Source organism: Streptomyces avidinii, assembly GCF_045161815.1.
GTDB classification, from domain to species: Bacteria; Actinomycetota; Actinomycetes; order Streptomycetales; family Streptomycetaceae; genus Streptomyces; species Streptomyces avidinii.
The window spans coordinates 550280-576334 of sequence record NZ_CP108863.1 but is presented as its reverse complement, the minus strand read 5'-3'; the positions used below and the strand labels follow the sequence as shown (position 1 = coordinate 576334).

General features: G+C 71.2%; 23 protein-coding genes. 9 read left to right on the top strand and 14 right to left on the bottom strand.

Annotated features, from left to right (window positions below; translation table 11 throughout):
• Positions 1-108: 108 nt before the first annotated feature.
• Together OG373_RS02705 and OG373_RS02700 are read right to left on the bottom strand one after the other, a co-directional pair.
• Complete coding sequence (locus OG373_RS02705) at positions 109-327, bottom strand: hypothetical protein (RefSeq protein ID WP_405435526.1); 219 nt, start codon at positions 325-327, stop codon at positions 109-111.
• Entirely contained in the window at positions 306-794 is a 489-nt protein-coding gene (locus OG373_RS02700) for a hypothetical protein (RefSeq protein ID WP_405435524.1), read from the bottom strand. Before OG373_RS02700 ends, OG373_RS02705 begins: the two co-directional genes overlap by 22 nt.
• 62 nt (positions 795-856) lie before the next feature.
• Here OG373_RS02700 and OG373_RS02695 point away from each other — a divergent pair, with 62 nt between their 5' ends.
• From OG373_RS02695 to OG373_RS02680, 4 genes are all read left to right on the top strand, one after another.
• Entirely contained in the window at positions 857-1042 is a 186-nt protein-coding gene (locus tag OG373_RS02695) for a hypothetical protein (protein ID WP_405435523.1), read from the top strand.
• Positions 1039-1881, top strand: coding sequence for a hypothetical protein (locus tag OG373_RS02690; RefSeq protein WP_405435522.1), 843 nt, complete (start codon positions 1039-1041; stop codon positions 1879-1881). The genes OG373_RS02695 and OG373_RS02690 overlap by 4 nt, the downstream gene beginning before the upstream one ends.
• 104 nt (positions 1882-1985) lie before the next feature.
• A complete protein-coding gene (locus OG373_RS02685; protein WP_405435521.1) occupies positions 1986-2207 on the top strand; it encodes a hypothetical protein in 222 nt (73 codons plus the stop codon).
• 140 nt (positions 2208-2347) lie between these two features.
• Positions 2348-2587, top strand: coding sequence for a hypothetical protein (locus tag OG373_RS02680; RefSeq protein WP_405435519.1), 240 nt, complete (start codon positions 2348-2350; stop codon positions 2585-2587).
• A gap of 1155 nt (positions 2588-3742) precedes the next feature.
• On the opposite strand, the gene OG373_RS02675 is transcribed toward OG373_RS02680, so the two are convergent.
• From OG373_RS02675 to OG373_RS02665, 3 genes are all read right to left on the bottom strand, one after another.
• On the bottom strand, positions 3743-4084 hold the full coding sequence (locus OG373_RS02675; RefSeq protein WP_405435517.1) for a hypothetical protein: 342 nt from the start codon (positions 4082-4084) through the stop codon (positions 3743-3745).
• 319 nt (positions 4085-4403) lie between these two features.
• Complete coding sequence (locus OG373_RS02670) at positions 4404-5546, bottom strand: S8 family serine peptidase (RefSeq protein ID WP_405435515.1); 1143 nt, start codon at positions 5544-5546, stop codon at positions 4404-4406.
• A 289-nt stretch (positions 5547-5835) separates the two neighbouring features.
• Positions 5836-5979, bottom strand: coding sequence for a hypothetical protein (locus tag OG373_RS02665; protein ID WP_405435513.1), 144 nt, complete (start codon positions 5977-5979; stop codon positions 5836-5838).
• 907 nt (positions 5980-6886) lie between these two features.
• Here OG373_RS02665 and OG373_RS02660 point away from each other — a divergent pair.
• Positions 6887-8179 carry an ion channel protein gene (locus tag OG373_RS02660; RefSeq protein WP_405443910.1) on the top strand — a complete coding sequence of 431 codons (1293 nt, stop codon included), beginning with the start codon at positions 6887-6889 and terminating at the stop codon, positions 8177-8179.
• Positions 8180-8397: 218 nt separating this feature from the next.
• Here OG373_RS02660 and OG373_RS02655 read toward each other — a convergent pair whose 3' ends face one another.
• The gene (locus OG373_RS02655) at positions 8398-9675 is read right to left on the bottom strand and encodes a DUF2254 domain-containing protein (RefSeq protein ID WP_405435512.1); all 1278 of its coding nucleotides are present in this window, start codon (positions 9673-9675) and stop codon (positions 8398-8400) included.
• Positions 9676-9948: 273 nt separating this feature from the next.
• On the opposite strand from OG373_RS02655, the gene OG373_RS02650 reads away from it, so the two are divergent.
• Complete coding sequence (locus OG373_RS02650; protein ID WP_405435510.1) at positions 9949-11799, top strand: glycoside hydrolase family 15 protein; 1851 nt, start codon at positions 9949-9951, stop codon at positions 11797-11799.
• 139 nt (positions 11800-11938) lie between these two features.
• Here the strand turns inward: OG373_RS02650 and OG373_RS02645 are convergent, their stop codons facing one another.
• Both OG373_RS02645 and OG373_RS02640 read right to left on the bottom strand, forming a co-directional pair.
• Positions 11939-13714: a cation:proton antiporter gene (locus tag OG373_RS02645; RefSeq protein WP_405435508.1), complete on the bottom strand. Its 1776-nt coding sequence runs from the start codon at positions 13712-13714 to the stop codon at positions 11939-11941.
• A gap of 142 nt (positions 13715-13856) precedes the next feature.
• Positions 13857-14708: a universal stress protein gene (locus tag OG373_RS02640; RefSeq protein WP_405435506.1), complete on the bottom strand. Its 852-nt coding sequence runs from the start codon at positions 14706-14708 to the stop codon at positions 13857-13859.
• 657 nt (positions 14709-15365) lie between these two features.
• On the opposite strand from OG373_RS02640, the gene OG373_RS02635 reads away from it, so the two are divergent.
• Entirely contained in the window at positions 15366-15602 is a 237-nt protein-coding gene (locus tag OG373_RS02635) for a hypothetical protein (protein ID WP_405435504.1), read from the top strand.
• Positions 15603-16919: 1317 nt separating this feature from the next.
• On the opposite strand, the gene OG373_RS02630 is transcribed toward OG373_RS02635, so the two are convergent.
• The gene (locus tag OG373_RS02630; protein ID WP_405435502.1) at positions 16920-17651 is read right to left on the bottom strand and encodes an alpha/beta fold hydrolase; all 732 of its coding nucleotides are present in this window, start codon (positions 17649-17651) and stop codon (positions 16920-16922) included.
• A 142-nt stretch (positions 17652-17793) separates the two neighbouring features.
• On the opposite strand from OG373_RS02630, the gene OG373_RS02625 reads away from it, so the two are divergent.
• Positions 17794-18192, top strand: a complete 399-nt coding sequence (locus OG373_RS02625; RefSeq protein WP_405435501.1) for a hypothetical protein — start codon at positions 17794-17796, stop codon at positions 18190-18192.
• Here the strand turns inward: OG373_RS02625 and OG373_RS02620 are convergent.
• The 4 genes from OG373_RS02620 to OG373_RS02605 form a co-directional block, all read right to left on the bottom strand.
• The gene (locus OG373_RS02620) at positions 18143-19330 is read right to left on the bottom strand and encodes a trypsin-like peptidase domain-containing protein (protein ID WP_405435499.1); all 1188 of its coding nucleotides are present in this window, start codon (positions 19328-19330) and stop codon (positions 18143-18145) included. The two genes, OG373_RS02625 and OG373_RS02620, sit on opposite strands and share 50 nt — an antisense overlap.
• Positions 19331-19342: 12 nt before the next feature.
• A complete protein-coding gene (locus tag OG373_RS02615; RefSeq protein WP_405435497.1) occupies positions 19343-20857 on the bottom strand; it encodes an FAD-binding oxidoreductase in 1515 nt (504 codons plus the stop codon).
• 168 nt (positions 20858-21025) lie between these two features.
• Positions 21026-21709 carry a class I SAM-dependent DNA methyltransferase gene (locus tag OG373_RS02610; protein WP_405435495.1) on the bottom strand — a complete coding sequence of 228 codons (684 nt, stop codon included), beginning with the start codon at positions 21707-21709 and terminating at the stop codon, positions 21026-21028.
• 58 nt (positions 21710-21767) lie between these two features.
• On the bottom strand, positions 21768-23282 hold the full coding sequence (locus OG373_RS02605; RefSeq protein WP_405435493.1) for an IucA/IucC family protein: 1515 nt from the start codon (positions 23280-23282) through the stop codon (positions 21768-21770).
• A gap of 108 nt (positions 23283-23390) precedes the next feature.
• On the opposite strand from OG373_RS02605, the gene OG373_RS02600 reads away from it, so the two are divergent.
• Positions 23391-24959, top strand: coding sequence for an IucA/IucC family protein (locus tag OG373_RS02600; protein ID WP_405435492.1), 1569 nt, complete (start codon positions 23391-23393; stop codon positions 24957-24959).
• Positions 24960-25169: 210 nt separating this feature from the next.
• Here the strand turns inward: OG373_RS02600 and OG373_RS02595 are convergent, their stop codons facing one another.
• Complete coding sequence (locus OG373_RS02595) at positions 25170-26036, bottom strand: NmrA family NAD(P)-binding protein (RefSeq protein WP_405435490.1); 867 nt, start codon at positions 26034-26036, stop codon at positions 25170-25172.
• Positions 26037-26055: the final 19 nt, after the last annotated feature.

Sequence of the window (26055 nt, the reverse complement as noted above, 5' to 3'; positions counted from 1 at the left end):
AGGAGGCACGCGACCGCGGCATGCCGGCTCAGGCACCGACGGCCATCCGGGCATCAGCACGTACCCGCGGTCCCTGGAGATCCGGCCGGCCACCTGTTGAGCGACGTTCTACAGGAACAGGAACAGGAACAGGAACAGGAACAGGAACAGGAACAGGAACAGGAACAGGAACAGGAACAGGAACAGGAACAGGAACAGCGGCTTGGCGACAGCCGCGGTGGCGACGTTCGTGTGAGAGGTCGGATGCTCAGGATGTTCCTTGGTGTGCGACGACACGGTGGACACGAAGAGCCGGAAGGCGAGGACTACGTCTCGGGCTGTACCCACCGCTTGATGATGTGCGGCGCGGAGAACGGAGCTGGCCAGGCTTGCAGTCGAAGCTGCTCGGTGGTCTCGGGTGACTCGGACGAGTCGACGTCCGCATCGACGGCAGCAGCGAGGTTCCGCCGAGAGGCTCGTACCCGAATCCAGCCGGCAGGCATGTCGAAGCGTGCTGCGTCAGGGAGGTAGTCGGTGCAGCCCATCACGACGAGGCGTCCCGAAGCCAGGTGGAGACTGGCCTCGATCACGTGGTCAAAGTCCTCCGTGTCATCGTCGGGCTGTTCTGCGAGGACATGGACGCTGACTGCCACGGTGACGTTGACGGCGGTGCCGATGGCCAGGGCGCCGTCGGTGACGCCGAGCCCGTCCAGGACGGTCTGTTCGGTCCACACATCACTGAAGTCGCCTTCGGATTCCTCGTCCATGACGTGGATCTGGTGGTAGTCCGCGAAGAGTTCAAGGTTTGTCGCCACGGGGGCATCATCGCTGCTGCCGGATGAAGGTACGGGGGCGGGGTGGGGGTGGATGCGGCGACGTGCGCGGTGATGCGGGAGAGGCTCTCCAGGTCGTGATGCCGAAGAAGGCGGCCGGCGGGTCGACGACCGCCGATCTGCTCGTTTACCTCTTCGGTCCCGGCGAGCGCGACGAACAAGTCGACCCGCACCTCGTCGCGGGCCGGATCCGGATCTGCCGTGCCCGGCCCGCGACCCGGCACGCATGATTCTGCCGGATCTGGTGCTCCTCCTCGATGCCCCCGTCGACGCGCTGCGCGGACCGAGGCCGGCGGAGCACATCTGGCACGTGGCGGTCCGCAACCACGCCGGCGACCGGATCCTGTCCGACGCCGAGTGGGGCGAGGTCGCCGCCGGGATGGCGGCCGTCGCCGGGATCGCCGAGCACGGTGACGAGCACGCCTGCCGGTGGATCGCCGTACGGCACGCCACCGACCACATCCACATCCTCGCGATCCTCGCCAGCCAGGACGGCCGGCACCCCCGGCTGCGCGGCGACATCCTGGCGATGCACGCCGCGGCGAGGCGTTTCGAGGCCCGCTGGGGCCTCACGGAGATGTCACCGCTGGACCGAACCGCGCGCCGCCGCTCGGTCACGGCGAGGCGGAGCAGGCCGCCCGCCGCGGCCTGCCCGAGACGGCCCGGGAGTCCCTGCAGCGCACCGTTGGCCAGGCCGCCGCCCCTCGCCCACGGCGACACGGATTTCCTCGACCGGCTCCGCGACGCCGGGTGCGCGTACGGGAGCGCCGCAGCGACGACGGGACCCTGGTCGGCTACGCGGTGGCCCTGCCCGGCGACCGCGCGGACGGCGGCAGTCGCCCGGTGTGGTTCCGGGTTCGAAGCTCGCCTACGACCTGTCCCTGCCCCGGGCCGCGAACGCTTCACCCCGCACGTCGCCCCGGCCGAGCGGGCGCGGGCCGAGATGCGTATCCGGGAGGCGTCCGCACTCCTGGGCCGCGCCGGACAGGCCGAGGGCGCGGGCGATGTCGCAGCCCTCGGCGCCCCCTCCGGCCGCGTGCGCCGCCCAGTCCCCGGCGCTCGTCCGTGACCGCGTACGGGCCGCGGCGGACGCCTTCGAGCAGGCCGCCCGCGCCCCCGGCGCCCGCTCGCTGCAGGGCCGCGCGTGCGGGTTGGCGGGCCTGCACCCGGGCGTTGGAGCATGCGCCGCGCGCGGGCCGGGGAGGCGGCGCCGCAGTCGTCCTGACGCTGCTGATCGCGCCCGTGGAGGCGGTGGAGGCCGCAGCCGCCTGGCACCGCGCGCAGGAGTTCCGGGCGCAGGCGCAAGCCGCCGACGAGGCGGCTGTGCTGCTGCGGGAGGCAGCCGGCCTGACCGGCACCCGCTCGCCGGGGACGAAGTCCCGTACGGCCGGGTGACGCGCACCGCGGGCCGTGGCCTGCCGACGGCCGGACCCGTTGCCGGTGTACCGGCCCGCCCGCGCCTGGGGCCAAGTCCGCCGGACCGGCCGGGTCCTGTCCGCACCCGCTGACCCCTGAGATCAAGGGAGCTCCTGCTGATGACGTCCGGATACCCGCCGCTGCCCGAGCCGTTCGCCGAGGCGCTGGGGGAGGCGGCGCAGACCGCGGCGATGGCCTACCGCCTGGTGATGACCATCTCCGACGCGGTCCGCCGCGCCACCCAAAAACGCCTCACCGGCACCGAGGAGGAACTCGGCGAGGACGCGAAGAAGATGGCTCCGGGCTGTCGGCCGACCAGCTGCGAGGCCACCTCGGCGACGACATCCTGGCCGTGCTGATGCAGGGCGCGGACTGGCCCCAGCTGGCCCGCCGGCTCGTCGGGTTGCAGCAGACGGGTGGCGACCTGGCCGTGTTCCTGACGCAGATGGGCCGGATGACCGCCGGGGTCCGTCAGGCCGTCACCGCGAACATGGCGCACATTAAGGCGGAGGGCACCGACCGGTGGGCCGGCCGCCCGAAGACGACGATGCCAGTGGGCCTGGTCCGCGACGCGATCCTGGCGCCCCCGTCGTGGCCGGACACCGCGGCCGCCGTTAAGACCCCCGCACCCGCCCCGGCTCCCCGGCGGAGACTGCCGCGCCCACCCCCGCTTCCGGCACCACGCCTGCTGTGCCGCCGGTGCGGGAAGTCGCAGGTCCGTGGGCGCCGCCCGCGAGTGCGGACGCGAAGCGCTCCTGGGGCCCTCTGGTCGAGGGGTTGAACGTCCCCCGCAGCCTGGACCTCGGTGACCGGTCCCGTGCCCTGCACTGACTGAAGGTGCATCCGGCGGCCCACGCCCGGATGGTGTCGATGGTCAGGGACGTCCTGCCGGAGCAGGAGGCGGGCTCCCGGGAGTGGCCGTTGCTGGCCGCCCGCATGCAGAACATCGGCGAGAGCGACGGCACCCAGGTGCTCGGCGTGCACCTGGCCCCGTCTCGGCACGGCTACCTCCTGGAGGGAGGGTTCGCCCTCAGCCCTGGTGGGCCGCCTCGTGGATGCGACCCTCTGCTCGCTGACCGGAAGCGCTGGTACAGCGCGGGCAGGAACGGACGGGGCGACCAGCTGCCCGGCCAGGGCAGATGGCAGTTCCCCCGCAGCTGGCGGAGCCGTCCAGCACCTGAATGGCGGATTGAGACGCGCAGGGGTCCGGGCCAGGTCCAACGCAGGCTGTTCCGCTCCTCGATGAACAGCGAATCCCAGCCATGGCGTGAATTGCGTCACTGGGGCGCGAGTTGTGCCCCTCTTGTCCGTTTCGGAGATCGAACTGGCTGGTCAGGAGGCTACGTTGCAGCTCTCTGTATCGAGATCATCGATACTCACCGGAAGACCGAGGAAGTATGGCTACTCGTTTCTCCGCGGCACGCAGCCGTGGGAGAGGGCCCTGGGGGACCTCGCACTGGATAGCGGGCGGGGCGGCAAGGCACCAGCCCACCAGTGAGTGAGTCCGAGGTGTTCTACTGAATCCACAACTCCCAGCGGCACTTCTTCGAGTTCTCCTTCGAAATCCAGTACGTGCACCCACCCCGGAGGGCATCCGGCTCCACCTGGAGAGCAACGCGAGCCTTGACAGGTTGCTGGCCGGCCGCGTGCGTGTGGGCTCCCGCGACGACGAGATCCACGGAACCGCGCGGGTGCCAGGCAGGCCACTCCTCCGTGAAAGCTCGGAGGCGGCCCCGCTGGAATTCCTCCTCCGTGATGTGGGCGTCGAGCACGGGCTGATCGACGTAGGGAGCGCCGGCGGCGAGGACCGGGCGCTGGAGCTCGGCGGGGTCGAGTGCCTCGACCTCCCACTGCACCGGCTGGCCGGCGTCGAGCCCTTACCGCTGGGCGAGCCCGGCCCAGCGCGGTCTCCGACCTTCTCCGCGGCTGCGGGCAGCTCGTCGCGCGGAGCTGGTCGTGCGCGAGCAGGACGCGTTCCACGTGGCTCCAGCAGGCCCGTGCGGGCCACCCAGTCCCGTTCGATGTCGGCCCCCGAGGCGTCGAAGTCCCCGACGTAGAGCAACGGCCGGCAGCCCGTCCCGGGCCGTACGCTCGCGCACGACCTGGACGTAGCTCTTGCTGCCGAACCCGTGGACGACGAGCACGGGAATGCCCGGACGCTGCAGCCAGCCCCCCTCAGCGGCGACGGCGCTTGACGATCACTGTGATGCCGAGGCCGAGGACCACGGCGACGAAGGCGCCGAGTGCCGGCCACTGCCAGGAGAGGCCGGAATCCGCAGCCGCAGATTCCACTCGGCGTGGCACCGCGGCTGCCGGGTCGGCGCTGGGGGTGGGGGTCTTCACCGGGGCGGGGCTGGCCAGGGGGTCGGTGTCGGGCGCCCCCGGGTCTCCCTCGCGGTTGAGCAGCGCCCTGCTGGGGCGGGCGATTCCGTAGCCGACCCAGTCGTTGCGCTTGGAGCCGTCGACGGGGGCGCCGGCGGTCTGGATGAGGACGCGGGCGACCTGGTTTGCGGTCCAGTCGGGGTGAGCCGACCAGACGAGCGCGGCGGAGGCGGAGGCCAGACTGGTGGCGTACGAGGTACCTCCGTCTTGCATGCACCAGGCGGTGTTCTTCTTGCAGCGGATCGGGGCTTTGCCTCCGAAGGCGGCCAGGTCCGTCGCCTGTCCGTGGGAGGACGACGGCAGGGGTTCACCGGTGATGTCGACGGCTCCCACGCCGAGGACTCCCGGCAGGGCGGCGATGGGGTTGGCGGACTTATTGCCGTCCCCCTCATTTCCCATGGCGACGAAGACGAGTACGCCCTTGCTCTGGGCGTACTCGACAGCCGAACTGATCTTGTCCAGCGACCACCACCCGCCGATGGACAGGTTGATGATCTTGGCGCCGTTGTCGGCCGCGTACCGAACTCCCTTGGCGGATTCGCCGATCGCGCCGAAAGCCATGGGCGAGCCAATGCTGGTGCGGATGGGCATGACCTTGGCGCCGGGAGCGAGGCCCTGCGGGCCGCCCGCCGAGCCGTCGCCGACGATCGCCGCGGTCATGCTGGTCCCGTGCCCCTCGAAATCATCGTGCGGCGGGTACGTCTCATCCGGGTGGTCGACCGGCGGCTCCATGAACGAAACGCCGGGAAGGACTCTCCCCTTCAGCCCTGGAAGGTCCTTGACGCCGCTGTCGATGACGGCCACCGTGATGCCGGTGCCGTCTGCGACCTTCCACATCTCCGGAGCTCGCATCTTCGTGAGGTACTCCGGCAGGTCGGTGTCGGCGGCCGCCGGCATCACCGTGCCTGCGCTGACCGTCACGCCTGCGACGATCATGGCCGCCGTCCTCAGCCACGACCCATCTCGACGTATCTTGCCCTGCAACTTCGCCCCTTTGTGTCCATGCTCTGCGATCTTGCGCGGACTCACCTCATCACACGATCCAGCCGGCGCATCGCTGGCAAGGATCCGGCGACCCCGCTCACGCAGACGTACGGCGCTCGGCGGTGAAGATGTGCACCTCAGGGCTTCGGACGAGCCGGGCTGCAGGTGATGCTGGTGCGCCATGCGGGGGAGTTCTCTTTCATGTCGAACTCGCCGGAGACTTGGCCTTGCCGGTTCTGTCTCAGGCGAGGGCATGGACCACGATCACGGAGGTGCAGGCGATGGCACCCGCGGCGGCGACCGCTCCGGCAACCGCCAAGATGGCGATGGCCGCACGCTCTACGCCGCGACGATGGCCAGCCGGTTTCCATTCTCGGTGGTTCATGATCAAATCCTGTGGCCACCAGCACGTCACCGCATGAGTACGTGTACTCATGTTCCCTGGGAGACGTCGACCTCATCGTGGTGTTCAGCTCGTGCTTGCCCACCGTGGCGAAGACCACCGGTGCGAACGCGGGCTCCTCCTGGCTGTGGGCGGGAGCCGAGAACAACGTCGCCGTGGCGAGAACGCCCAGGGCGGCGGACACGGTCAGGGCGGCGGGAGCCCCGGTGCGAGGCATCAACAGCAGCCTTTCAAGAGGAGAACCTGCAAGACGCCGCTCCCCATCCCGGAAGTCCCGGGAGCCAATGGATCAAGGAGCTCAACCGGATATGTGCGAGGAGGTCACTGCGTGGCCACGCCGTGAGTGCTGGGGCGCGGGGGGCGTACTGGGGCGCGTGGGGGAGCACGCACCTGGGGAGAGGGCCCGAATGCTGTCCTGGTGCACGGAGCGCGGCAGCGCCGCCTCACCCGTGATGGGGCGGGGCCCCGCAGGCGGCATCCGGTGCAGGGAATTGACCCAGGGCTGACGAGACGAGCGTGGGCCACCGCACCTGGTTCGCCGGTACATCGGTGAGTGGGTGGCGGCCAAGCACCGGCGGGGTCTGGCGGTGGACCAGGCCGAGCAGGAGGCGCTGCCGGGGTATGCGGCCGGCTGCCCGAACGCGAACCCCGCCTTCGAGTGGGCCGGCTGAGACCACCCCCACCCCGGACAGGAAACGGCTGTGGCGGTCACCAGCGCGGTGACCGCCGCCGCTTGTACGGCTGTTCGCCGTCGTGGGTGGCCTGCGCCCACGGGAGCATCGGTCGGTCGTCCGGGCCTTCGGCGTGGCGGCGGTGATTGCTCATGGAAGGGGAAAGCGAAACGCCCGGCTTGGGCTGTCGTGGGCGTTTTGGTGCATATGCTGTTCCGGTGGTCACTGATACCCCGTCACCCGCGCCACCGTCCGGCGTCCCCGAGAGCCCGCTCCGAGTCCTGCTGCCGCAGATTCTTCCCGCACTCGTGATCGGCGTGGCGGCGAGCTTGCTCTACATCGGGATCAGCGAGCTCTCCGATCAGCTCAAGGACGTGGTGTGGGACGCCCTTCCGGACGCGCTGGGCATCGGCGGCTACTCCTCTCTCTGGATGATCGTCGTGCTGACCGTGACCGGTGTCGCGGTGGGCCTTGTCGTGTGGAAGGTTCCGGGGCACGCAGGCCCCGATTCGGCCTCCACCGGGCTCGAAGGTCCCCCTCTTGCTCCGGCGATCGTGCCCGGTCTGCTGGTGGCGAGCACGCTCGCGCTGGCCGGCGGTGTCAGCCTCGGCCCGGAGAACCCGATCATCGCGGCCAACGTCGCGCTCGCCTACTGGATCGGCCGCAAGGTGGCCCCTACCGCGCCCGGTGCGCTGTGGGTCATGCTCGCCACCTCCGCCACCATCGGCGCCCTCTTCGGCACCCCGGTGGCCTCGGCCCTGGTCGTCTCCGAAGCCCTTACCCACCGGCCGGGCGACCGGGGCTCGCTGTGGGACCGGCTCTTCGCCCCGCTGATTGCGGCCGGGGCCGGGGCGATGACGACCTTGCTGCTCACGGACTTCACGTTCGACCTGTCGCTGCCTCAGGTGACCGACCCCGGATGGGACGATCTGCTCGCCGCGATGACCGTGGCCGCCGCCGCGGCCGTGTTCGGCCTCCTCTCCTGCTACGCCTTTCCTTACATCCACGGCGCCTTCCGGCGGCTGCGGCACCCGATGCTGATGCTGCCCCTCGGCGGCCTGGTCCTCGGCCTTCTCGGCGCGCTCGGCGGGCCTCTGACGCTCTTCAAGGGCCTGGAGCAGATCAAGGATCTCGCATCGAACGTCGGCGGCTGGTCCTCCGGCGATCTGGCGAAGATGACCGTGATCAAGCTCGTCGCCCTCGTGATCGCCGCCTCGTGCGGTTTCCGGGGCGGCCGGATCTTCCCTGCCGTGTTCGTCGGCGTAGCCTTCGGCATGTTTGCCCAGGCGCTCGTGCCGGAGATCCCCCCGGCTGTCGCCGTTTCCGCAGGTGTGCTCGGCGTGTTGCTCGCGACCACCCGGCAGGGCTGGTTGAGCCTCTTCACCGCCGCCGTCCTCGCCCCCCAACCCGCGCTACTTCCTCTGCTCTGCGTGGCCTCTCTGTTTGCCTGGCTGATCGTCACCGGCCGCCCCCAGCTGGAACTGGTCGAGTCCGGCGCTTCCCGGCATTGAACGTCCGTGCATGACCAGGTCCCGGACGATGACGCGAGGGTTGTTGGCCGCGTGCCGGCGCACCTTCACCGCGGTCTTGGCGAACGTGTCGGGGCCGATGCCGTGCCAAGCACTGAGCGCTCTGGTGGCCCTTACCCGGAGGCAGGTGGCCACCTCGTCGAACAGCTCCAGGGGCTTGGGCGATCGTCCAACTGCGCTGCCGCCGAACGTGCAAGGCGTCAGGAGGAGTGCTGCCCGCCGATGCCCTGTGAGTCGGCCTGCTGGGCGATGGCCCGACGGGCCGGGTCGGGGAACTCCCGTTCGACCGACTCTTCCAGCAGGCTCAGCTCCGCGTGTACCGAGGGGTGCCGCTGCGGGGGCAGGATGTCGAGGAGACCGTCGAGCATGGCGCGGATCCTTCGGCAGATCTGGACGGACGACTGTCCGTAGTCACGGATCTCGCAGACGGCGAGCTGGAGGTAGTCCTCCCAGTCCCGGCCCGGGAGCACGAGTCGGGCATCCCCGTCGCGATCGGCCAGAATGTATCGCCCGCGTAGGCGCGCCTTTCCGACCGTGTGCAGGAACCACTCAATGTAATTGATCACCTGCACGGCGGTCGTGGGGTCGTTCACTGCCGGGGAAAGAGCCCTGATGGCGATGTCGACGAGGACCCGCAAGGCGAAGGCGGGGTCTTGTTCGATGGTGCGCTCGGACCCGAGGGCGATAAGACGGGTAACCCGTTCCGGGTCGGGTCTGGACCCGCCTCCGTGGACCTCGACGAGCACGGCGCCGGGCGGTACGAAGTCTCCGATCAGCCGGGTCACGACGAAGACGCAGTCGTGTCGCGCCGCCTCCGCAACCAGCCCGGCCACATTGAAGGCCTGGATGGCGCCTCCCCGTACGGTATGCACGCGCATCATCGGACCGTCGGACGGCACGGCTCCCTCTTCACGCGGCACGGCGCCCCGGATCGCCGCCGCGCCGCTCGTGAACACGGCCCCTCCCATGCTCATGACCAGCTCCGCGACGGCCACGGGTCGGAGACTGTGGGTGAACCGGTTGAGGTAGATGAGCAGGAGCACGAGGCTGACGGCCACGGCCGCACCGGCCAGGGTGACGCCAAGGTCGGGGACCGATGCGGATTCGATGCTGCGCAGTAGGGAGAAGGCGAACGCGAACGTCCCGGTGAAGGTCGCCAAAACCGCCTTCTGCAACCGGTTCCGGTACCAGAGCCGCATGTACCGCGGAGAAAGGGTGCCCGTGGCCTGCTGCACGACGAGCACGCCGATGGTGACGACGAATCCGAGCAGCGCCACCATCGCCCCCACGATGGCGGTGAGCACGCCGCTCGCCGTCGTCGAGGAGTAGCGCCAGCCGCTCGGCGGCCAGTTCTCGCCATCGGCGGCAATCGCGAGTTCGGCGAGAAGGACGCCGAGGACGAGACCGAGCGTCGGCACGATCCACAGGCTGGCCTTGACGTACTGCCGCAACCTGAACCTGTCTGCCCAGGACGTCATGACACCCATGCCACGCCCCTTCGCGGGAGGAGTCCGGTGCTCGTGAGGCACGACGGAACGGCTGGCTCCCTCGGAGGGATCGCCTCTGTCCCACGGTAGGGCGATTCCCGGACCTGTGCAGTGGCAGTGCTGCCGTCGTCCCCGCGCCACTCTCTCGCCAGGACGGACCGACGCCGTCGGCCTAGTCTGATGGGGTGCCGTCCGATCCACCCATCCGCGGAGTGAAGGCCACCCACCCCGGGCGCGGTCGACCGGGCTGGAAAGGGGTCCGTGATGGACGACTATCCCCTGATCGAAGACCACGGTCTGCTCGGTGATCTGCAGACCGCGGCGCTCGTGACGACCGATGCGACGATCGACTGGTTCTGTTGTCCGCGGTTCGATTCACCGAGCGTGTTCGGCTCTCTCCTCGACCGGCGCAAGGGCGGCCACTCCACCGTGCGGCCGGCTGCGGAGACGTACACGACCAAACAGCTCTATCATCCCGACACCGCCGTCCTGGTGACGCGCTTCATGACCGAGGCCGGGGCGGGGGAGGTCGTCGACTTCATGCCGGTGACCGGAACGACCGCGACCGACCGGCACCGTCTCGTCCGCATGCTGCGCTGTGTGCGCGGAAGCATGGTGTTCGAAGGGGAGATCGCGCCGCGCTTCGACTACGGCCGTCAGCCGCACGAGCTGCACCTCTCCGAGCACGGGGCCCTGTTCACCTCGAAGGACATGGACCTCGCCGTCCACCTCGTCCGGGAGCCGCAGGACGAGAGGCTGCTGAGCGTCCTCTCGGTCGACGAGAACGACCTGCGATTCTCGCTGAGCCTGCGGGCGGGGCAGCAACGCGGCCTGGTCATCGAATCGTCCCCCGGAGGGCCTCCGCACGAGGTCCGCGTGGAGGAGTTCGAGCGGCTCTTCCACGAGACCGTCAGCTTCTGGCGTTCCTGGCTGGGTCAGTCCACCTACTCGGGCCGTTGGCGCGAGGCGGTGGAGCGTTCGGCGGTGACGCTGAAGCTCATGACCTACGCGCCGACCGGTGCTCTCGTCGCCGCCCCGACGACGGGTCTGCCCGAGCAGCTGGGCGGCGAACGGAACTGGGACTACCGATTCACCTGGATCCGCGATGCGTCGTTCTCGGTGTACGCCCTGCTGGGCCTGGGCTTCAAGGAAGAGGCGGCCGCGTTCATCAGCTGGCTGCACGACCGGGTGAAGCAGGAGGCCGGCCAGGGGAACGGCTCCGGACCGCTGAACGTCATGTACCGCGTCGACGGCTCCTCCGACCTGGTCGAGGAAACCCTGGAACACTGGGAGGGGTACTGCGGCTCCTCCCCGGTCCGCATCGGCAACGGGGCGGCGAGCCAGCTGCAACTGGACATCTACGGTGAGGCGCTCGACAGCATCTACTTCGCGCACAGGCATGCGATGCACCTCGACAACGGGGGCTGGAAGGCCCTGCGCACACTGCTCGACTGGCTCGTCGACCACTGGGACCAGCCCGGGGAAGGGCTGTGGGAGACCCGAGGCGGCCGAAAGAACTTCACCTACGGCCGTGTGATGTCCTGGGTGGCCTTCGACCGCGCCGTACGGATCGCCGCCGACGACGGCCGTCCGGCGGCCCGTGGCCGTTGGGGGGACGCGAGGGACGAGATCTACGAGCAGGTCCTCAGCAAGGGATGGGATCCGGACAAGCAGGCGTTCGTGCAACATTACGGGGACGACGTGCTTGACTCGTCGCTGCTGCGCATGCCGACGGTCGGCTTCATCACGCCGGGCGATCCGATGTGGAAGTCCACCTTGGACGCGATGGAGCGTGAACTCGTCAGCGACAGCCTGGTCTACCGCTACAACCCCGAGGCATCACCCGACGGGCTGCGCGGCTCCGAGGGAACGTTCTCCCTGTGCACGTTCATGTACGTCGACGCACTGGCCCGGGCGGGCCGCACCGACATGGCCAGGCTGGTGCTGGAGAAGATGCTCACCTACGCCAACCACCTGGGCCTGTACTCCGAGGAGATCGACCTGACGGGACGGCAGCTGGGCAATTTTCCTCAGGCGTTCACGCACCTGGCCCTGATCGACGCGGCGATCACCCTGGACGCGATGCTCCAGGGCGGGCAGAGGGACAGGCGGTAAAGGGTGCCGCAACAGGCCCCGTCGTCGATCAGGCAGGGAAGGCGGCTGTGTGCGGCTCGCCGGCAACCGTATGCCGGTCATCCAGCGGCAGCCGCCATCGCCGACAGCAAGCCTCCAGGACCATCCGCGGCACGGGGTCTCACTGTCCGGCGGCCGTCGGAGTGGGACCGAGGAGGACGACGGTGTCACCTTTCTGGGGGGTGGCCGGCTTCCTTTCCGTCACGGGGTCCAGCCGGTGGTCGGCGCGCACCACGAAGAGGGTGTCGTGCTCCTGCGGGAGCGGGGCGGTGGCCGGCTGCACGATGAACCGGGCCCCCCGCCCGTAGCGCTCCGCCAGGACGTGCCGGACCAGCGAGCGGCCGAAGAGGATGTCGCCGCCGGTGTACGGAGCGACCACGCCGTGGCTGTCGTGCGGCGGCCCGACCCGGTAGACCGGCCCTTCGACAGTGTCCTGCATCATGATCGACGCGAGCGCATTGAAGTCGTCGTCGTCAGTGGCCAGGAAGACGGCTGTCACCCCCTCCACACGCGCCCCGGGGTTGATGGCCGTGGCCAGCAGATCGCCCTTGGCCAGGTCCATGCCCGCCCCCTTGATCCGTTCCCGTTCCTCGTCGAGTCCCGCCCACATCAGCACGTCGAGGCCGGCGGACCGCAGAGCCCTTCCCAGGTCGACGACCCACGGCTCGCCGCCCACCAGGAGCACGCGCCTGCCCTCCTCCTTGACGACGCCCAGCCGTCTGGCCATCGGCGCCGCCGTCAGCGAGTACAGCAGAACGGTGCCCACGATCACCAGGAAGGTGACCGGAAGGATCTTCGCCGCCCCGGCCACCCCGCGCTCGACCAGTCCGGAGGAGAAGGCCGACGCCGTCGCCGCCGCGACGATGCCGCGTGGGTCCATCCACCCGACGAAAGCGCGCTCCCCCCGTGAGAGATCCGTGTGCGCCGCGGCGCCCAAGGCCACGAGCGGGCGGACCACCAGGACGAGGATCGCGATCAGGCCGAGCGTGGGAAGGAGCACCGGCACGAGGGACGCGGGGGTGACGGTGGAGGAGATGGAGATGAACAGCAGCCCGATGATCAGCTGAACCAGGGTCTCGAAGAAGGGTCGGCGCGAGGGCATGTCGAAGCCGCGGATGTTGGCCGCGGCGAGTCCCGCCAGGATCGCGGCGATGAGCCCCGTGTCGTCCCGCAAGACGTCGCAGCCCGCGGATACGCCGATCACGACGGCGAGTTGAGCCAGCGTGCCCAGGGTCTCGCCGAGTCGCAGGGTGCGCAACGTGAACCACAGCAGCGCGGTGCCCACCGCCCCACCGAGCAGCCCGAAGGCAAGGCTGATGGCGAACTGTCCCAGCTGGTATCCCCGGCCGATGTCGATCCGGTGCGACGAGGCGACCGCGTGGAAGGTGAGGGCGCCGAGGATGGCGCCGATCGGGTCGGTCAGCGTCCCTTCCCAGATCAGAATGCGCCGCACCTTGTCGCTCGGCCGCACGAAGTCGAGGATCGGCCCCACGACCGTGGGCCCCGAGACGACGAGGATCATGCCGAGCATCGCGGCAACCCGCAGGGGCATGCCGAACATCGCGGGTGCCACCGTCCCGGTGACGAAAAAGGTGAGCAGCACGCCGTACAGGAGCAGTCTGCCCACGATCCCCCGCGTGTGGCGGGCGAGCTTGCGCAGATCGAGTCCCAGACCGGCGTCGTAGAGGATCACCGCGACCGACAGCGACACCAGGTTCGAGAAGTCCGGCCCCAGCAGTCTGTCCGGGCGGACGACGTCCGTCACGGCGCCGGCGGCGAACCCGACGGGAAGCAGGATGATCAGCGCCGGGATGCGCAGCTTACTGGCCAGGATCTGCGAGCCGGTGGCGAGCACCACCGTCAGGGCGAGTCCGAGAAGGATCTCGTCGTCGGTCACAGCGGGTTCTCTCCTCGGATCCGGACGGAAGGGCTTCCGGCGTAGGTCCGGCCGGAGATCACTTGTTGCATGCCGCACCGTCCCTGTGGCCGCCGCCGCGTCAGCGGCGCGGATGTCTTGCCGAGCGCCGGGGCCTCGTCCGTCAACTGTGTGGTACGACCGCCACAGGGCAGGAGGCGTGGTGAATGAGGGCGTGAGTGACCGAACCGATGTGGGAGCCCCTGGCCGCCCTGCGCCGGCCGACGACCACGAAACGCGCGTCGGATACGGCTTCGACGAGGTGCTCGGCCGCCCGCCCCGGAGCGGATACCTCGGACACCTCCACCGCCGGAAACCTGTCACGGTATGGGCGTACGGCGTGTGAGAGCGCCGACGCCATGTCGGCGTCCTCGGCCGCGTTGTGGCGTTGAGTGAACGGGGCGTGCCACGTGTGCACGATTTCCAACAGCACCCCATGCCGCCGGGCGAAGTCGAAGGCGAACTCCATGAGCTCGTCCTTCACTTCGGTCACATCGAGCCCAAGGACCACTTTTCGGCGGTCCCTGCCTTCGGTGGCACCAGCCCCGCTCTCCCTATTTCCAGGGCGTACGAGGACCACCGGACGCTTCGAGTCAGCGACGACCTCCTGGCCCACGGAACCCACAATGAATCCGCGGACACTGCCAAGTCCATGAGAGCCCACGACCAGCAAATCCGCCTCCGCCGCGGCAGCCAACAGCACGCTGTTGGGGGCGTCCTCGATTTCATCGGCGGTCACCGCGAGGTCTGGCTGCCGGTCCCGGACACGCTGCTCGGCCGCAGAGAGTACGCCAACCGCATCACCGGCGCGATCCTCGTGCGACACCCTCATGGCCCCCACCTGGTGCTGCACCCATCGAGTTGCATAGATCAGCCGCAGACCGGTGCCGCGCAGCTCCGCCTCGTCGGCGGCCCAGTCCAAGGCCGCCACACTGCCCTCGGAGCCGTCCACTCCCACAGTGACAGGTCGTGACATGCCGCTCTCCTCGCTTCAGGGCTGTCGTCAACGGGCGATCACATGGGCCGCGCTTGGGCGCCCATGCGCGATACACCTGGTCACGAAGCTACCGAGCCGCTGAAGCACCGCAGTGCACCGCGTTCGCTGGCGCTACCGAAGTACCCCATCCGGCCGATGGCACCGAGACGGCGGCGGGCAGGTCGTCGGCCCGTACGGGGTACCAGCCTCGGGCGCCCTCGGGTCTTGCGACAGCCGGAGGGTTGATCAAACAGGTGGTCGGTGGAGAGGGCCGTGCGGTCTCACAGGTTGTCAGGCGAGGACGTTGACGGCGCGGGCGATCACCAGCCCGAGAATCAAAAGGGAGAGGAGGGCCCTAAGGTGTGTTGTTCGAGCAGGTTGGTGACGCGGCTGGCGGGTGTTTGGCCTGCGATGCCGGTGTGCCACGAGACCGCCGGCGTCCTGCGCGAGGACGGTATGCCGGGCCGAAGCGGTGGCCATCGCCCTTGGGACGACCCGCTCCAAGGCACTGGTCCTGCTCCCTTACTGCGCTGGACGGGTACCGCCGCGCACAACAGCGGCCTTGTTGGCTTTTCGGTTTTGCCGGAGCGGATCCCGGTTCGCGGGCTGGGCGACACCGTGGTGACACCACGCCAGATGACAGTGCAGGAGTCCCGGATGAGTGAGCAGCCGGCCACCGCGCCCGTGCCCGAACGCCTGCCCCTCGACGAGCATGCTGCCGCGTCCGTCCTCGCGTACGCGGCCGACCAGCGGGCGAAGGTCGACGTCCTCGCCTCGGTGCTGGAGTACATCGCCGCCCACGGCTACCCCGCCCCGGAGACCGGCGTCCTGTGGGAGACCGCCCGCGACGCCCACCTCGCCCGCCTCGCCGACGAGCAGCCCCGTGTCGCCTGAACCCGCCGGACGCCGCTCGCGCGTCGTCATGGTCGAGCCCGCACTCACCCAGCTCACCAAACTGACCGAGAACGAGACGCACCGCCTGGACCGCGTGATCGTCGCCATCAGCGTCAACCCCCGACTGGGCACCGAAGTCCCCGGAACCCTGCTGCGCGACTACGCGGACGAGATCGACGGGGTACGCGTCCAGGGTCTCCTGGAGCCGCTCGTGCGGCAGGCTCCAAGGCCATGCCCAGCTTCTCCGGCCGCTGGGCACGTTGCCGGTCGTCTGCCCGGCCACGTACGCCCGTCGCTGTCCGGCGGCCTCCCGGCCGGTCCGCGGTGTCCGCCCACCGGGCAGGCTACCGTCCCGGTCAGGGGTGCCGGGCGCCGATGGCGAGGGCGGTGTCGCGGGGGGAGGGCGAGGTGGTGATGACGGGCCGGGCAGCCGACCTCGAGTGGCTCAAGTAGTCGCGTCCCGGCGTGTGGGCACAGGGCGGGGTGAGGGGGAAGCCCCTGTCGGACCAATGGGCCCGACAGGGGCTGGCAGCTGCGTGAGAGGTCACTGACGCTCTCGGGCGGATGGTCAGGCCATGGCGGACAGAACAGCTGTCGACGTAGCTGAAACCGTCAGTGATGGGGTCCTGCTCCGCGGGGTTCGGGGTTCTCACCGGTGAGCGCACGCTCAGCCAGCCGCTCCAGCTCGAGCCTGTCGCTGCGGCAGTCTGTTTCGAGTGAAGCAGTCTGTTCCCCGCCCGCAAACCCGCCGGTGCGTGTGAACGGTGATCAGCATGGTGGAGCCTCCTTGAACAGAACACCGCCTGGTCGGGCGTTCGGCCAGTGCCGGGGCTCGGAGGCGGTGCATGGCTGTAGTCAGCCTTCGCCTGCCCGCAAAAACCGCGTACGCGCCTCACCGCGTACTTCTCGGCTCTTCTTCGCGGTGTCCGCCACGCTGCTGGTCTTCTTGGCCGGCCGTGAGTGCACGGTGTCCGGCTCGCCGCGGTGGGGACTCGATTCCGGTCACTTGTCACCGCCAGGGCTCCCGTCGCCAGCGGTCACGTGGTGGTCGTCCGGGGCCTGCCGGCGAGGGGTGCCGATGCCGTCCTACCTGCGGGGTGTGGGACGGGGCCGGGCACGTGTGTGACGCACCAAGGCGCGCCAGATGGCCGAGACCGTCGGAATGGGTGGGCGACGACCGATGAGTCTCTCCATGATCCACAGTCATAGATTGCTGCACCGCAGCAACGAGTGCAGTCGAAGCGTGCATCGGTCGAACCGCTGAGAACCAGACACGAGACGCCGAGGAACCTGAGATGGACCGCTGCTCCGGTGCGCTCAGCTGTGAGCAGGTACTTCCAGCGCGAAGCGGCGGACGGCATCGGTGAAGGCCTCTGGATCGTCGAAGTTCGAGAGGTGTCTCGCCCGCGGGATCAATTCGATGCGTGCGCGCGGATGTGCGCGCACGAAGTCCCTCTCGCCGGAACGGAAGACGGTGTCCTTCTCGCCGTTCAGGATGAGCACGGGAGCTGCCACATGGCGCATCGCATCCGCGTCGAAGCGTCCCAGTACCTCGCCCCATGCAGCCGGCAGGGTGTGGAAGGCATAGCCGGCGCGGATGGTGGCGTCCACCACCTCGGGGGAGTAGAGCCGACGCAGCAATCTGTCGTTGCAGCGGGTCAACCGGTCTGCCGGTATGCGAGGGACGAGCCCGGCGGCCCACCGATACGGAATTGCCCACGGACCACGCGTGGAGGCGCTGGCCCCCGCAAGAACCAGCCCCCGCAGCTGCTCCGGGCAGCGTCGCGCGAACTCCAGCGAGGCGTATCCGCCGAGGGAGTGCCCGACGACCAGAGCCGGTCCGCGGTCGAGCGAGTCCACCGCAGAAGCGATGATCTCCGTCGCCGCGTTCAGACTCCAGGGTTCAGCAGACCGCGCGCCGTGGCCCGGTAGGTCAACGGCGGCTACCCGAAAGTCCTCCTGGAGCGCGGCCAGTTGTGAGCTCCATTGACCCGCGCTGAGCCGCGTCCCGTGTACGAAGATGATCGGCGGTGCATCCGCAGCCGTCATGAGTCCCCCAGATCGGTGCCTTCTTCGGGCCGACTCTACTGGCGGGCAGTCCGCGCTGCTGAGACTCTGTGGGCGCGCGGCCGACTGCGTCGCGCCGGGGCATCCGCTCGTACCCCGTGCGGCATCGGCTCGTTGACCCGGCATGGAACTGCCGACCATCGCGGCGCCGGGTGTCGGGGAACAGGCCGACGCCGTGGCCGATGCCGCCTGCCACCTCTACGACACCATCGCCCCGTGGGGCACCGGCGCGCCCGGCGGGTGGAGCCGGGCCGCCGCGGAGGACGCCGCAGAGGCGATCGAGACCACCGCGCACGCCCTCGCGTCCATCGATGCGGGCGCCGAGGTCGTCCTCGCGCCCGTCCACGCGGCCCTCGCCGACCTGCGCCGCCGCCTCGGCCTCACGCCCGCCGACGGGCTGAGCGGCGACGACGGGCTTCCGTCGAGCCCGCGTACGGTCGGCAACCCGCGCCGGACCCGCTGGGTACGGGTGCTCACCGCGACGCCTTCGCCCCGGCAACCGCCCTCTCGTACAAATTCCTGATGTCCGCGCCGAAGTAGGAGCTGTACGAGGTGTCGCTCTTGTCCCCGCCCGTCTTCCAGCCGCCGATCACCCCCACGACGTCACCGGTCCCGGTGCGCGCGTCGTAGTGGTTCAGGAACGGGCCGCCGCTGGTCCCGCCGGGGTAGCCGGTGCAGTTGATCCGCAGGAACGAACCCGGGATCCGGGTGTCGGTGCTCGTGAACTTCGTGGTCCGGTTGGCGCACAGCCGCGGCCGGGCGGCCGAGGACGGGTAGCCGATCAGTGTGACGCGGGCGTGCGCGTAACCGGCGCCGGTCACCAGCCGGTTCCCGCCGACGACGGACTCCACCGGGACGCCGCGGGCGTTCGGCCCCACCTGGGCGAAGGCCACGTCGAGGGCGGCCGCTCGGTCGACGCCCTGGGACCGGTAGCGCGGGTCGATCCAGATCCTGGAGCGCCCGCCCGCGTCCCGCAGGACGGGGAACATGCCGTACGGCTGCGGTTTCGCCTTCGTGTACTTCGGTACGAAGGCCACCTGCTGGGTGTCGGAGCCGAGCAGGCAGTGCGCGGCGCTGAGCACGAGGTTGCGGCCGGGGGAGGAGACCACGCTCGCGGTGCAGAAGTAGGCTCCGCCGCCCTTGACGAGGAACATCCGGCCGGCGACCGGGACGCCGTCGAAGTCCTGCCCGACGCCGGGGGTGAGGGCCGGCAGCCGCGGGACGACGGCCGGCGCCGGCGCCGGGGCCGGCAGCGGAGACGGTGCCGCCGGCGTGCGGGTCGGGGAGGGTACGGGCGTGGCGGTCGGGGTGGGCGTGGGGGTGGCGGCTGCGTCGGGGGACGGTACTGCCGGCTCCGTCCCGACCGGGGTCGGCGTGGCACCCGGAACCGGTTCCGGATCCGGAGCCGCCGGATCCACCGGCCCGGGCGGTTCGGGCAGTTCGGCCGACTCGTGCCGCGCGTGCGGCAGGGGCGGCCACGGAATGGCGGAGGCCATCCGTTCGGCGGTCCAGAAGGCCCGGGCCTCGTGCGCCGACCAACGGCCCGCGGCCACCGGGGCGACGGCGTTCCCGGCCTCGGCCTCGGACACGGGCAGCGGCCCGCCGGGCACCGCCACCAGCAGGGCGGCCGCCACCGCGGCCATCGTCAACGTACGTCGCATGCCGGACACTCCCTAAACGGCCTGGGGGAAACGGAAGAGCCGGTCCGGGTCGTAGGCACGCCGGACCTCCTGCAGGCGGGCGAGGTTCGCGCCGTAGTAGGCCTCGCGCCAGTCGGTGAGCTTCGGGTCGATGTAGTTCTGGTACGCGCGCCCGCTCGCCCAGGGGCGCAGCGCCTGCCAGAGCCCGTCGAGCCAGTCCTGGTGCCGGGCCACCTCGGCGGCCGGTGCGGACTCGGGCCAGTAGGCGAGGTACTGGGCGAGGAAGGCGCTGTCGCGGTGCACGAAGGCGGTGCCGCCGGCCGGGACCCGGTTCACCGCGCCGCCGCAGACCCCGTCGAACTGCACCACACCCCGCCCGCCCCCGGGGACGCTCGTCCCGTACCGCCGGACGCCGTCGAGGACCGCGCCGATCGCCGCGTCCGGCAGTCCGCCGCCCGCCCAGAAGTCGGACCGGGCGGCGTACGAGTCCCGGCCGAGCCGCCCCTGCGGGTCCCGGCCGGGCAGGGTTCCCGGCAGTCGGCACTGCGCCGGGCTCAGCTCCAGGCAGCCGGACAGGGCGAGCACCGTGTCCTCGTGGCTGCGTACGACGATCCAGCTGTCCCGCGGCGCCCCGCCGACCAGGTCCGACAACCGGGTCAACTGCCGCTCCAGCTCCTGGCGTCCGTCCAGGCACACCACCCGCACCGCCGGCGGCACCGCAGCCCCGGCCCCCGCCTCGACGGTGAATTCCACCTGGCTCCAGAACGGGTCCGGCAGCGCGGCCAGCCAGCGCTGCCAGCCGCGCAGCACGGCGGCGGACTCCGCGCCCGTCCAGTGGAGTTCCGCGAAGGCGCACGCGCCGGCCGGGTGCCCGCGGAAGCGGAACTCGGTGACCACTGCGAAGTTGCCGCCCCCACCGCCGCGCAGGGCCCAGAACAACTCCGGATCCCGGTCGGCGGAGACCTCGCGGACGAGCCCGTCGGGGGTGACCACCCGGGCGCCGGTGAGCCGGTCGGCGGTGGTGCCGTAGGCGCGCGAGGCCAGGCCCAGGCCGCCGCCGAGGGTGAGGCCGGCGATGCCGACGGAGGGGCACAGCCCGGTCGGGACGGACCTCCCCCGCCCGGCGAGGGCCGCGTGGACGTCCCCGAGCCGGGCCCCCGCGCCGATCCGTACGCCGTCCCCGTCGACCGACACGTCCGCCATGGCTCCGGTGTCGACGACCAGCCCGGCGCTGCGCGTGGACCAGCCGGCGTAGCTGTGCCCGCCGCCGCGCGGTACCACGGGCGCGGCGGAGCGCCGGGCGAAGTCCAGGCAGACGGCCACGTCCCCGGCGTGCGCGGGATAGGCCACCGCGGCCGGGGCGACGGAGTCGTACCGGGGCTGGAACAGCCGGCGGGCCTCGGCGTGGTCCGGGTCCCCGGGTAGCACCACGCGCCCGTCGAGCCCGCGCGCCAGCGCACCGTAGTCCGGGGTCCGGGCCGCCGCCCCGACGGTGGCGAGGACGGCCGCGGCCGCGCTGCCCAGGACCTGGCGGCGATGGAGGCTCATACCTCCTTCCTGCCACCGCCCGGGGCGATAGCCGTGCAGGCGGGTCCCACAGGCACCGGGGTGCCCCCTGAACGGCGCACAGCCGAAACGGTTCGGCGTGATCGGCCTGTCCTATTGACGGACCGGAGAAACGTCCCGCGACCGGTGAAGGGCCGCCGCACGCCGCCCCTACGGGGTGTCGGCGCGGCGCACCGGACGCTCTCCCTTGCGGGCCAGCAGGAAGCCCTGGGGCGACCTCTCGTCGGCGGCCGCCTCCCGCACCAGCCGGGCCACCTCGGTGAGTCCGGCCCCGGTCAGCAGGTCGGCGATCAGCCCGGGCGGCGTCCAGTACACGTCGAGGTCGACCGGATGCCCGTACGCGTGGTCCAGCCGGATCTGTTCGTCACCCGCCTTGAAGGCGATCAGCAGGTGGCCGCCCGGCGCCAGGACCCGAGCGAACTCGGCGAACAGCGAGGGCAGCTCCGAGAGCGGCGTGTGCACGGTGGAGTACCAGACCAGCACCCCGCCGAGGACCCCGTCGGCCACATCCAGGGCGGCCATCGAGCCCACCTCGAACCGCAGCCCCGGATACGTCCGCCGGGCCACCGCCACCATCGCCGGGGACAGGTCGACGCCGAAGGCCCGTACACCCAGCCCGTCCAGATGTGCCGTCACCCGTCCCGGGCCGCAGCCCAGGTCGGCCACCGCCCGCCCCCCACCGCCCGCGTCGTCGCGCACGTACTCGGCGAAGGCGGCCAACATGGCCCGGTCCAGCGGCTTTCCGGCCAGTTCGGCACTGACCAGCCGCGCGTAGTCGACGGCGACGGCGTCGTAGGACGCCCGTACGGAGCTCAGGTACGAGGTCTCTGTCATGCCCCTGAACAGTAGCCTCCGCAGCCCGTCGGAGGGGAAACCGCGCACGTGCTCCCGCTCACCCTCCCGCCAGCGGATTGGGCAGGTGCGCCCACTGATCGCCCGGCACCCCGGGGCTCAGCCGCATCAGGGTGAGCGCCTTGGTGGGCAGCGGCCCGGTCAGCAGTGCCTCCGTGTCCGCGCCGGCCGGCAGTGCGGCCGCCTCGGCGAGGGCCTCGGCGAAGGCACCGGCCGAGCCCGCCGTCGCACCGAGGGCCCCCGTCAGCAGGGACCCGAACAGCTTGCGCCGCAGCACCGTCACGTCGTCGGTGACCAGCCTGCCCGACAGGGGTGGCACCGGCAGCCCGTGCCGGGCCAGCCGGGACGGGCTGATCCGGATGTCGGCGAGGTCGCGGTAGACCAGCCGCAGCGGGGCGCCGGTGGGGGAGAGGACGACGAGGAGGTTCTGGCCGTGGGCCTCCAGAGCCACCCCGAGGTCCAGTACCCGCATGCACACCGAGAGCGCGAGCCGCGCGAACTCGGCCCGCCAGGCCGCCGAGCGCGCCGGCGCGAAGGAGGCCAGAGAGGCCACCGGGAGCACCCGCTCACCGGCGGCGGCGTCCGCGTACACCTCCGGCGGCTCGCGCAGCACGGCCGCCAGGTCCGGGCTGTGCGCGGTCGTGGCACCCAGCGTGCGCGTGATGTGCAGCCGGCCGTCGAGCCGCTCGGTCAGGCCCTGGGCGAAGGCGGAGACCGCCGCCGCGGTCTCGATCGAGTAGACGGAGATGTCCCGTACGGATGAGGTCAGCCGGGCGCTCAGCGCCGTCTTCACGTGCGCCCCGCCGTCGGCGGGAGCCAGGGTGCGCAGGGCCATCAGCGGGTGCGCCGCGAAGCCGGGGCGCACCTGCTCGTGCTTCAGGACGTGCGCCGCCTGCCACGGATGTACGGGGACCAGGATCCGTCCCGCGTCCCGCAGCTCCGCCGGCCAGTCGCCGGTGACCAGGCACTCCTCGGCCCGTACGGCGACCAGCCCGAGCTCCACCACCGGCCGGTGCTCGGGTGCGTACGCCAGCTGCTCGGCCACCGAGAAACCGGGCCGGGAACGGCAGCTCGGATGGTACGGATGCCCGTCGACCACCCGCTGCTCCCACTCCCAGGTGGTCCCCGGGGCCGAATCGCCGGTGGCGGGCGGCTGACCGGCCCGGGAGAGCGCGAGGGAGGCCGTACAGGCGTCGAGCTCGGCTGCGAACTGCTCCCCGTGCGGCACCCCGAGGGCCGTCACCAGCCGGGCGGCCTGCCGGTGGGACCGGCCGTCGAGCAGCAGCTCGCGCACGTACGGCCCGGTCGCGTACGGATCGGGCAGCGGGCCCTCCAGCCGGGCGCCCCCGGCCAGCAGGAGCGCGAGCCCGTCCGGTACCCGCTCGCGGCCCACGACCCAGGGCAGCGGTTCGAAGGCCAGGGCCCGCCAGAGCCGCGTCAGCACGGCCGCCCGGGCGCCGTCGAGCGCGGCCGCGTACGAGGGTCCGAGCGACGGTCGTACACCGGCCAGTTCGGCGGCGACGGCCTCTTCGGCCGGGGAGGGGGAAAGATGCATGCTGAGGCTCCGGCATCGGAATATCGCTTTACGGGATGATCAAGTAATGATTGCGGATACCGAAGATCACGGCTGGTGGTTGCGTTCTGCGAACCTCCGGCGCACCGGATGGACCGAATGGAATCAGTGGACCTCAACACCGCCGCCGACGCGTACGCCGCCACCCCGCTCCTGAACTGCCTGCTCAGGGAGGCGGCCGAACCCGCCGAGGGATACGACGCGGGCGCGGGGACCGATGGGCGTGTCCACCGGCTGCGCGGCAGCGGGCGGCTGCTCCGGGTGCGCGGCGGGCGCCGGCCCGCACGCCCCGAACTGCGCGCGGCGGACGGCTGGCACCCGCTCAGCCACGCCGAACTGGTCAAACTCGTCTCCGACGAACTGGCCCGGTTCACAGGCCTTCCCAACGACGAGCTCCCCGTCGAGATCACCGACAGCCGGGACGCGATCGCCGCGCTGCTGGCCGCCCGGGCCGCCGCCGAACCCCCGGCGGACCCGTACCTGCGCTCCGAGCAGTCCCTGGTCATGGGCCACCCGCACCACCCCGCCCCCAAGGCCCGGGGCGGGGCCCCGGCCGGGAGCTGGCTGCCGTACGCGCCCGAGGCGTACGCCCGGTTCCCGCTGGTCCTCCTGGGGCTGCGCGAGGACCAAGTCGTCGAGGCGGGAGGTCCGGCCGCCTCGGACGCGATCGACTCGCTCGCCGACACCCTCGGCGGGCCCCGCGCTCCCGCCGGTTACCGGCTGCTGCCCGCCCATCCCTGGCAGCTCGACCTGGTCGGCGACCAGCCCGCCGTGCGCGAGGCCTTCGCCGACAGGCGGCTGCTGCGACTGGGCGAGAGCCGACGGCCGGTCTGGCCGACCGCCTCGATCCGGACCCTGTACGCGCCGGACCCGGCGGCCGACCTCTTCGTGAAGTTCAGCCTCGACGTCCGGATCACCAACGACGTGCGCCGGCTGTGGCGCCACGACCTGCTGAAGCTCCGCCGCACCGACGCGGCCGTCGAGGCCGGTTTCGCCGCCCTGGGCCGGACCGGCTCGGCGGCGGCCTGGCTCGCCGACCGCGGCTACCGCACCGCGGCCTTCGCCTTCGAGGAGCTCGCCGTCCTGGTCCGCGACGGCCTGCACGGCCGGACCGTGCCCGGGTCCACACCGCTGCTGGCCGCCGCGCTCGCCGAGGGGTACCCCGGCAGCCCGCCCACCGGGAAAGCCGACCCGGTCCGGTGGTGGCGGGCCTACCTGCGGCAGGTGGTGCCGCCGGTGCTGGAACTGTTCGCCCGGCACCGCATCGTGCTGGAGGCCCACCTCCAGAACACCGTGGTCGCCGTCGACGCGGACGGACTGCCGGTGCAGGCCCTCTTCCGGGACGCGGAGGGGGTCAAGCTGCTGCCGGAGCTGCCGCGGGCCGATGCCTGGCAGCGCCTGGTCTACTGCCTGGTCGTCAACAACCTGATGGAGATCGCGAGAGCGCTGGCCGGGCGGTATCCGGACATCCCGCAGGTCCTGTGGCAGGCCGCACGGGAGGAGTTCGAGCACTACGAGAGCACCCGCGGGCTCCCCGAGATCGCCGAGCTGATCGCCGCCGCGACCGTACCGGGCAAGACCAACCTGCTGCTGCGCTGGACACGGGCGGACGGGGCGGACGCCCGCTACCTCCCCCTGCCGAACCCGCTGCGCGCGTAGGCCGTCTCTTCCGGATCCTGCCGGGCCCGCGGCGCCCGGCACCGCACCCGGCCGCGTTGTCGGGGCGCCCGAGTACGTCCAGTACAAGGGCGCCCCTCCGCCTTGCCGGGCACGGCACCGGACGCCGCGGACTCGGCCGACAGGATCCGGAAGAGACGGCCTGGGCCGTCTCTTCCGGATCCTGCCGGGCCCGCGGTGCGCAGCGACGTCCTACGGGCGGAAGTGGGCGCGGTGCTCGTGGAGGAAGGCGTCGAGGGTGCGGGGCGGTCGGCCGAGGATGTCGATGACGGCGGTGGTGGGGCTCTCGGGTCGGGTGACGGCGAGTTGCTGGATCTCCGTCACGTGGTCGGCGAGCCAGGTGGGCATGTGGGCGGTGTGGACGAGGTGGGCGCGCAGTTCGTCCGGGGTGAGGTCGGCGTAGCGGATCGGCCGGCCGGTCAGGACGGTCAGTCGCGCAGCGAGTTCGGGGTGGGAGACGGCTTCGGGACCGGTCAGCGTATAGGTGCCGCCGGCGATGTCGGGCCTGGTCAGAGCGGCGGCGGCGACGTCGCCGATGTCACGGCAGTCGATCTGGTTGCAGGGCGCGTCGCCCGTCGTGCCGAGGATGACGCCCCGGGCGACGGTGGGAGCCAGGCGCAGGAGGTTCTGCATGAAGGCGTAGGGGCGCAGGACGGTGTGGGTGAGGCCGCTGGCCCGCAGGTGATCCTCGATGGCGTGGTGTCCGCGGGAGATGGCGACAGGGGAATCGGGTTCGGCGGCCGGTGCGGAGATCTTGACGATGTGTCCGATACCGGCATGGGCGGCGATGTCGATGACGCGGGTTTCGAGTTCGACCTGTGCGGGGCTGTTGGCCATGGCGAGGAAGAGCTGGTCGGCGCCCTTGAAGGCGGTGCGCAGGGAGTGGGGGTCGGTGGCGTCGGCGTACTGGACCTCGACGGGCGGCCGGTGGGCGCCGGTTGTGCCGAGGACCGGCCCGTGCGGGGTACGGGTCAGTGCGCGGACGGGTGCGCCGGACGTGACGAGACTGTGGAGCAGGGCGTTTCCGGTCGCTCCGGTCGCTCCCATGACAACGATCATCGTGTGCTCATTCCTTGGT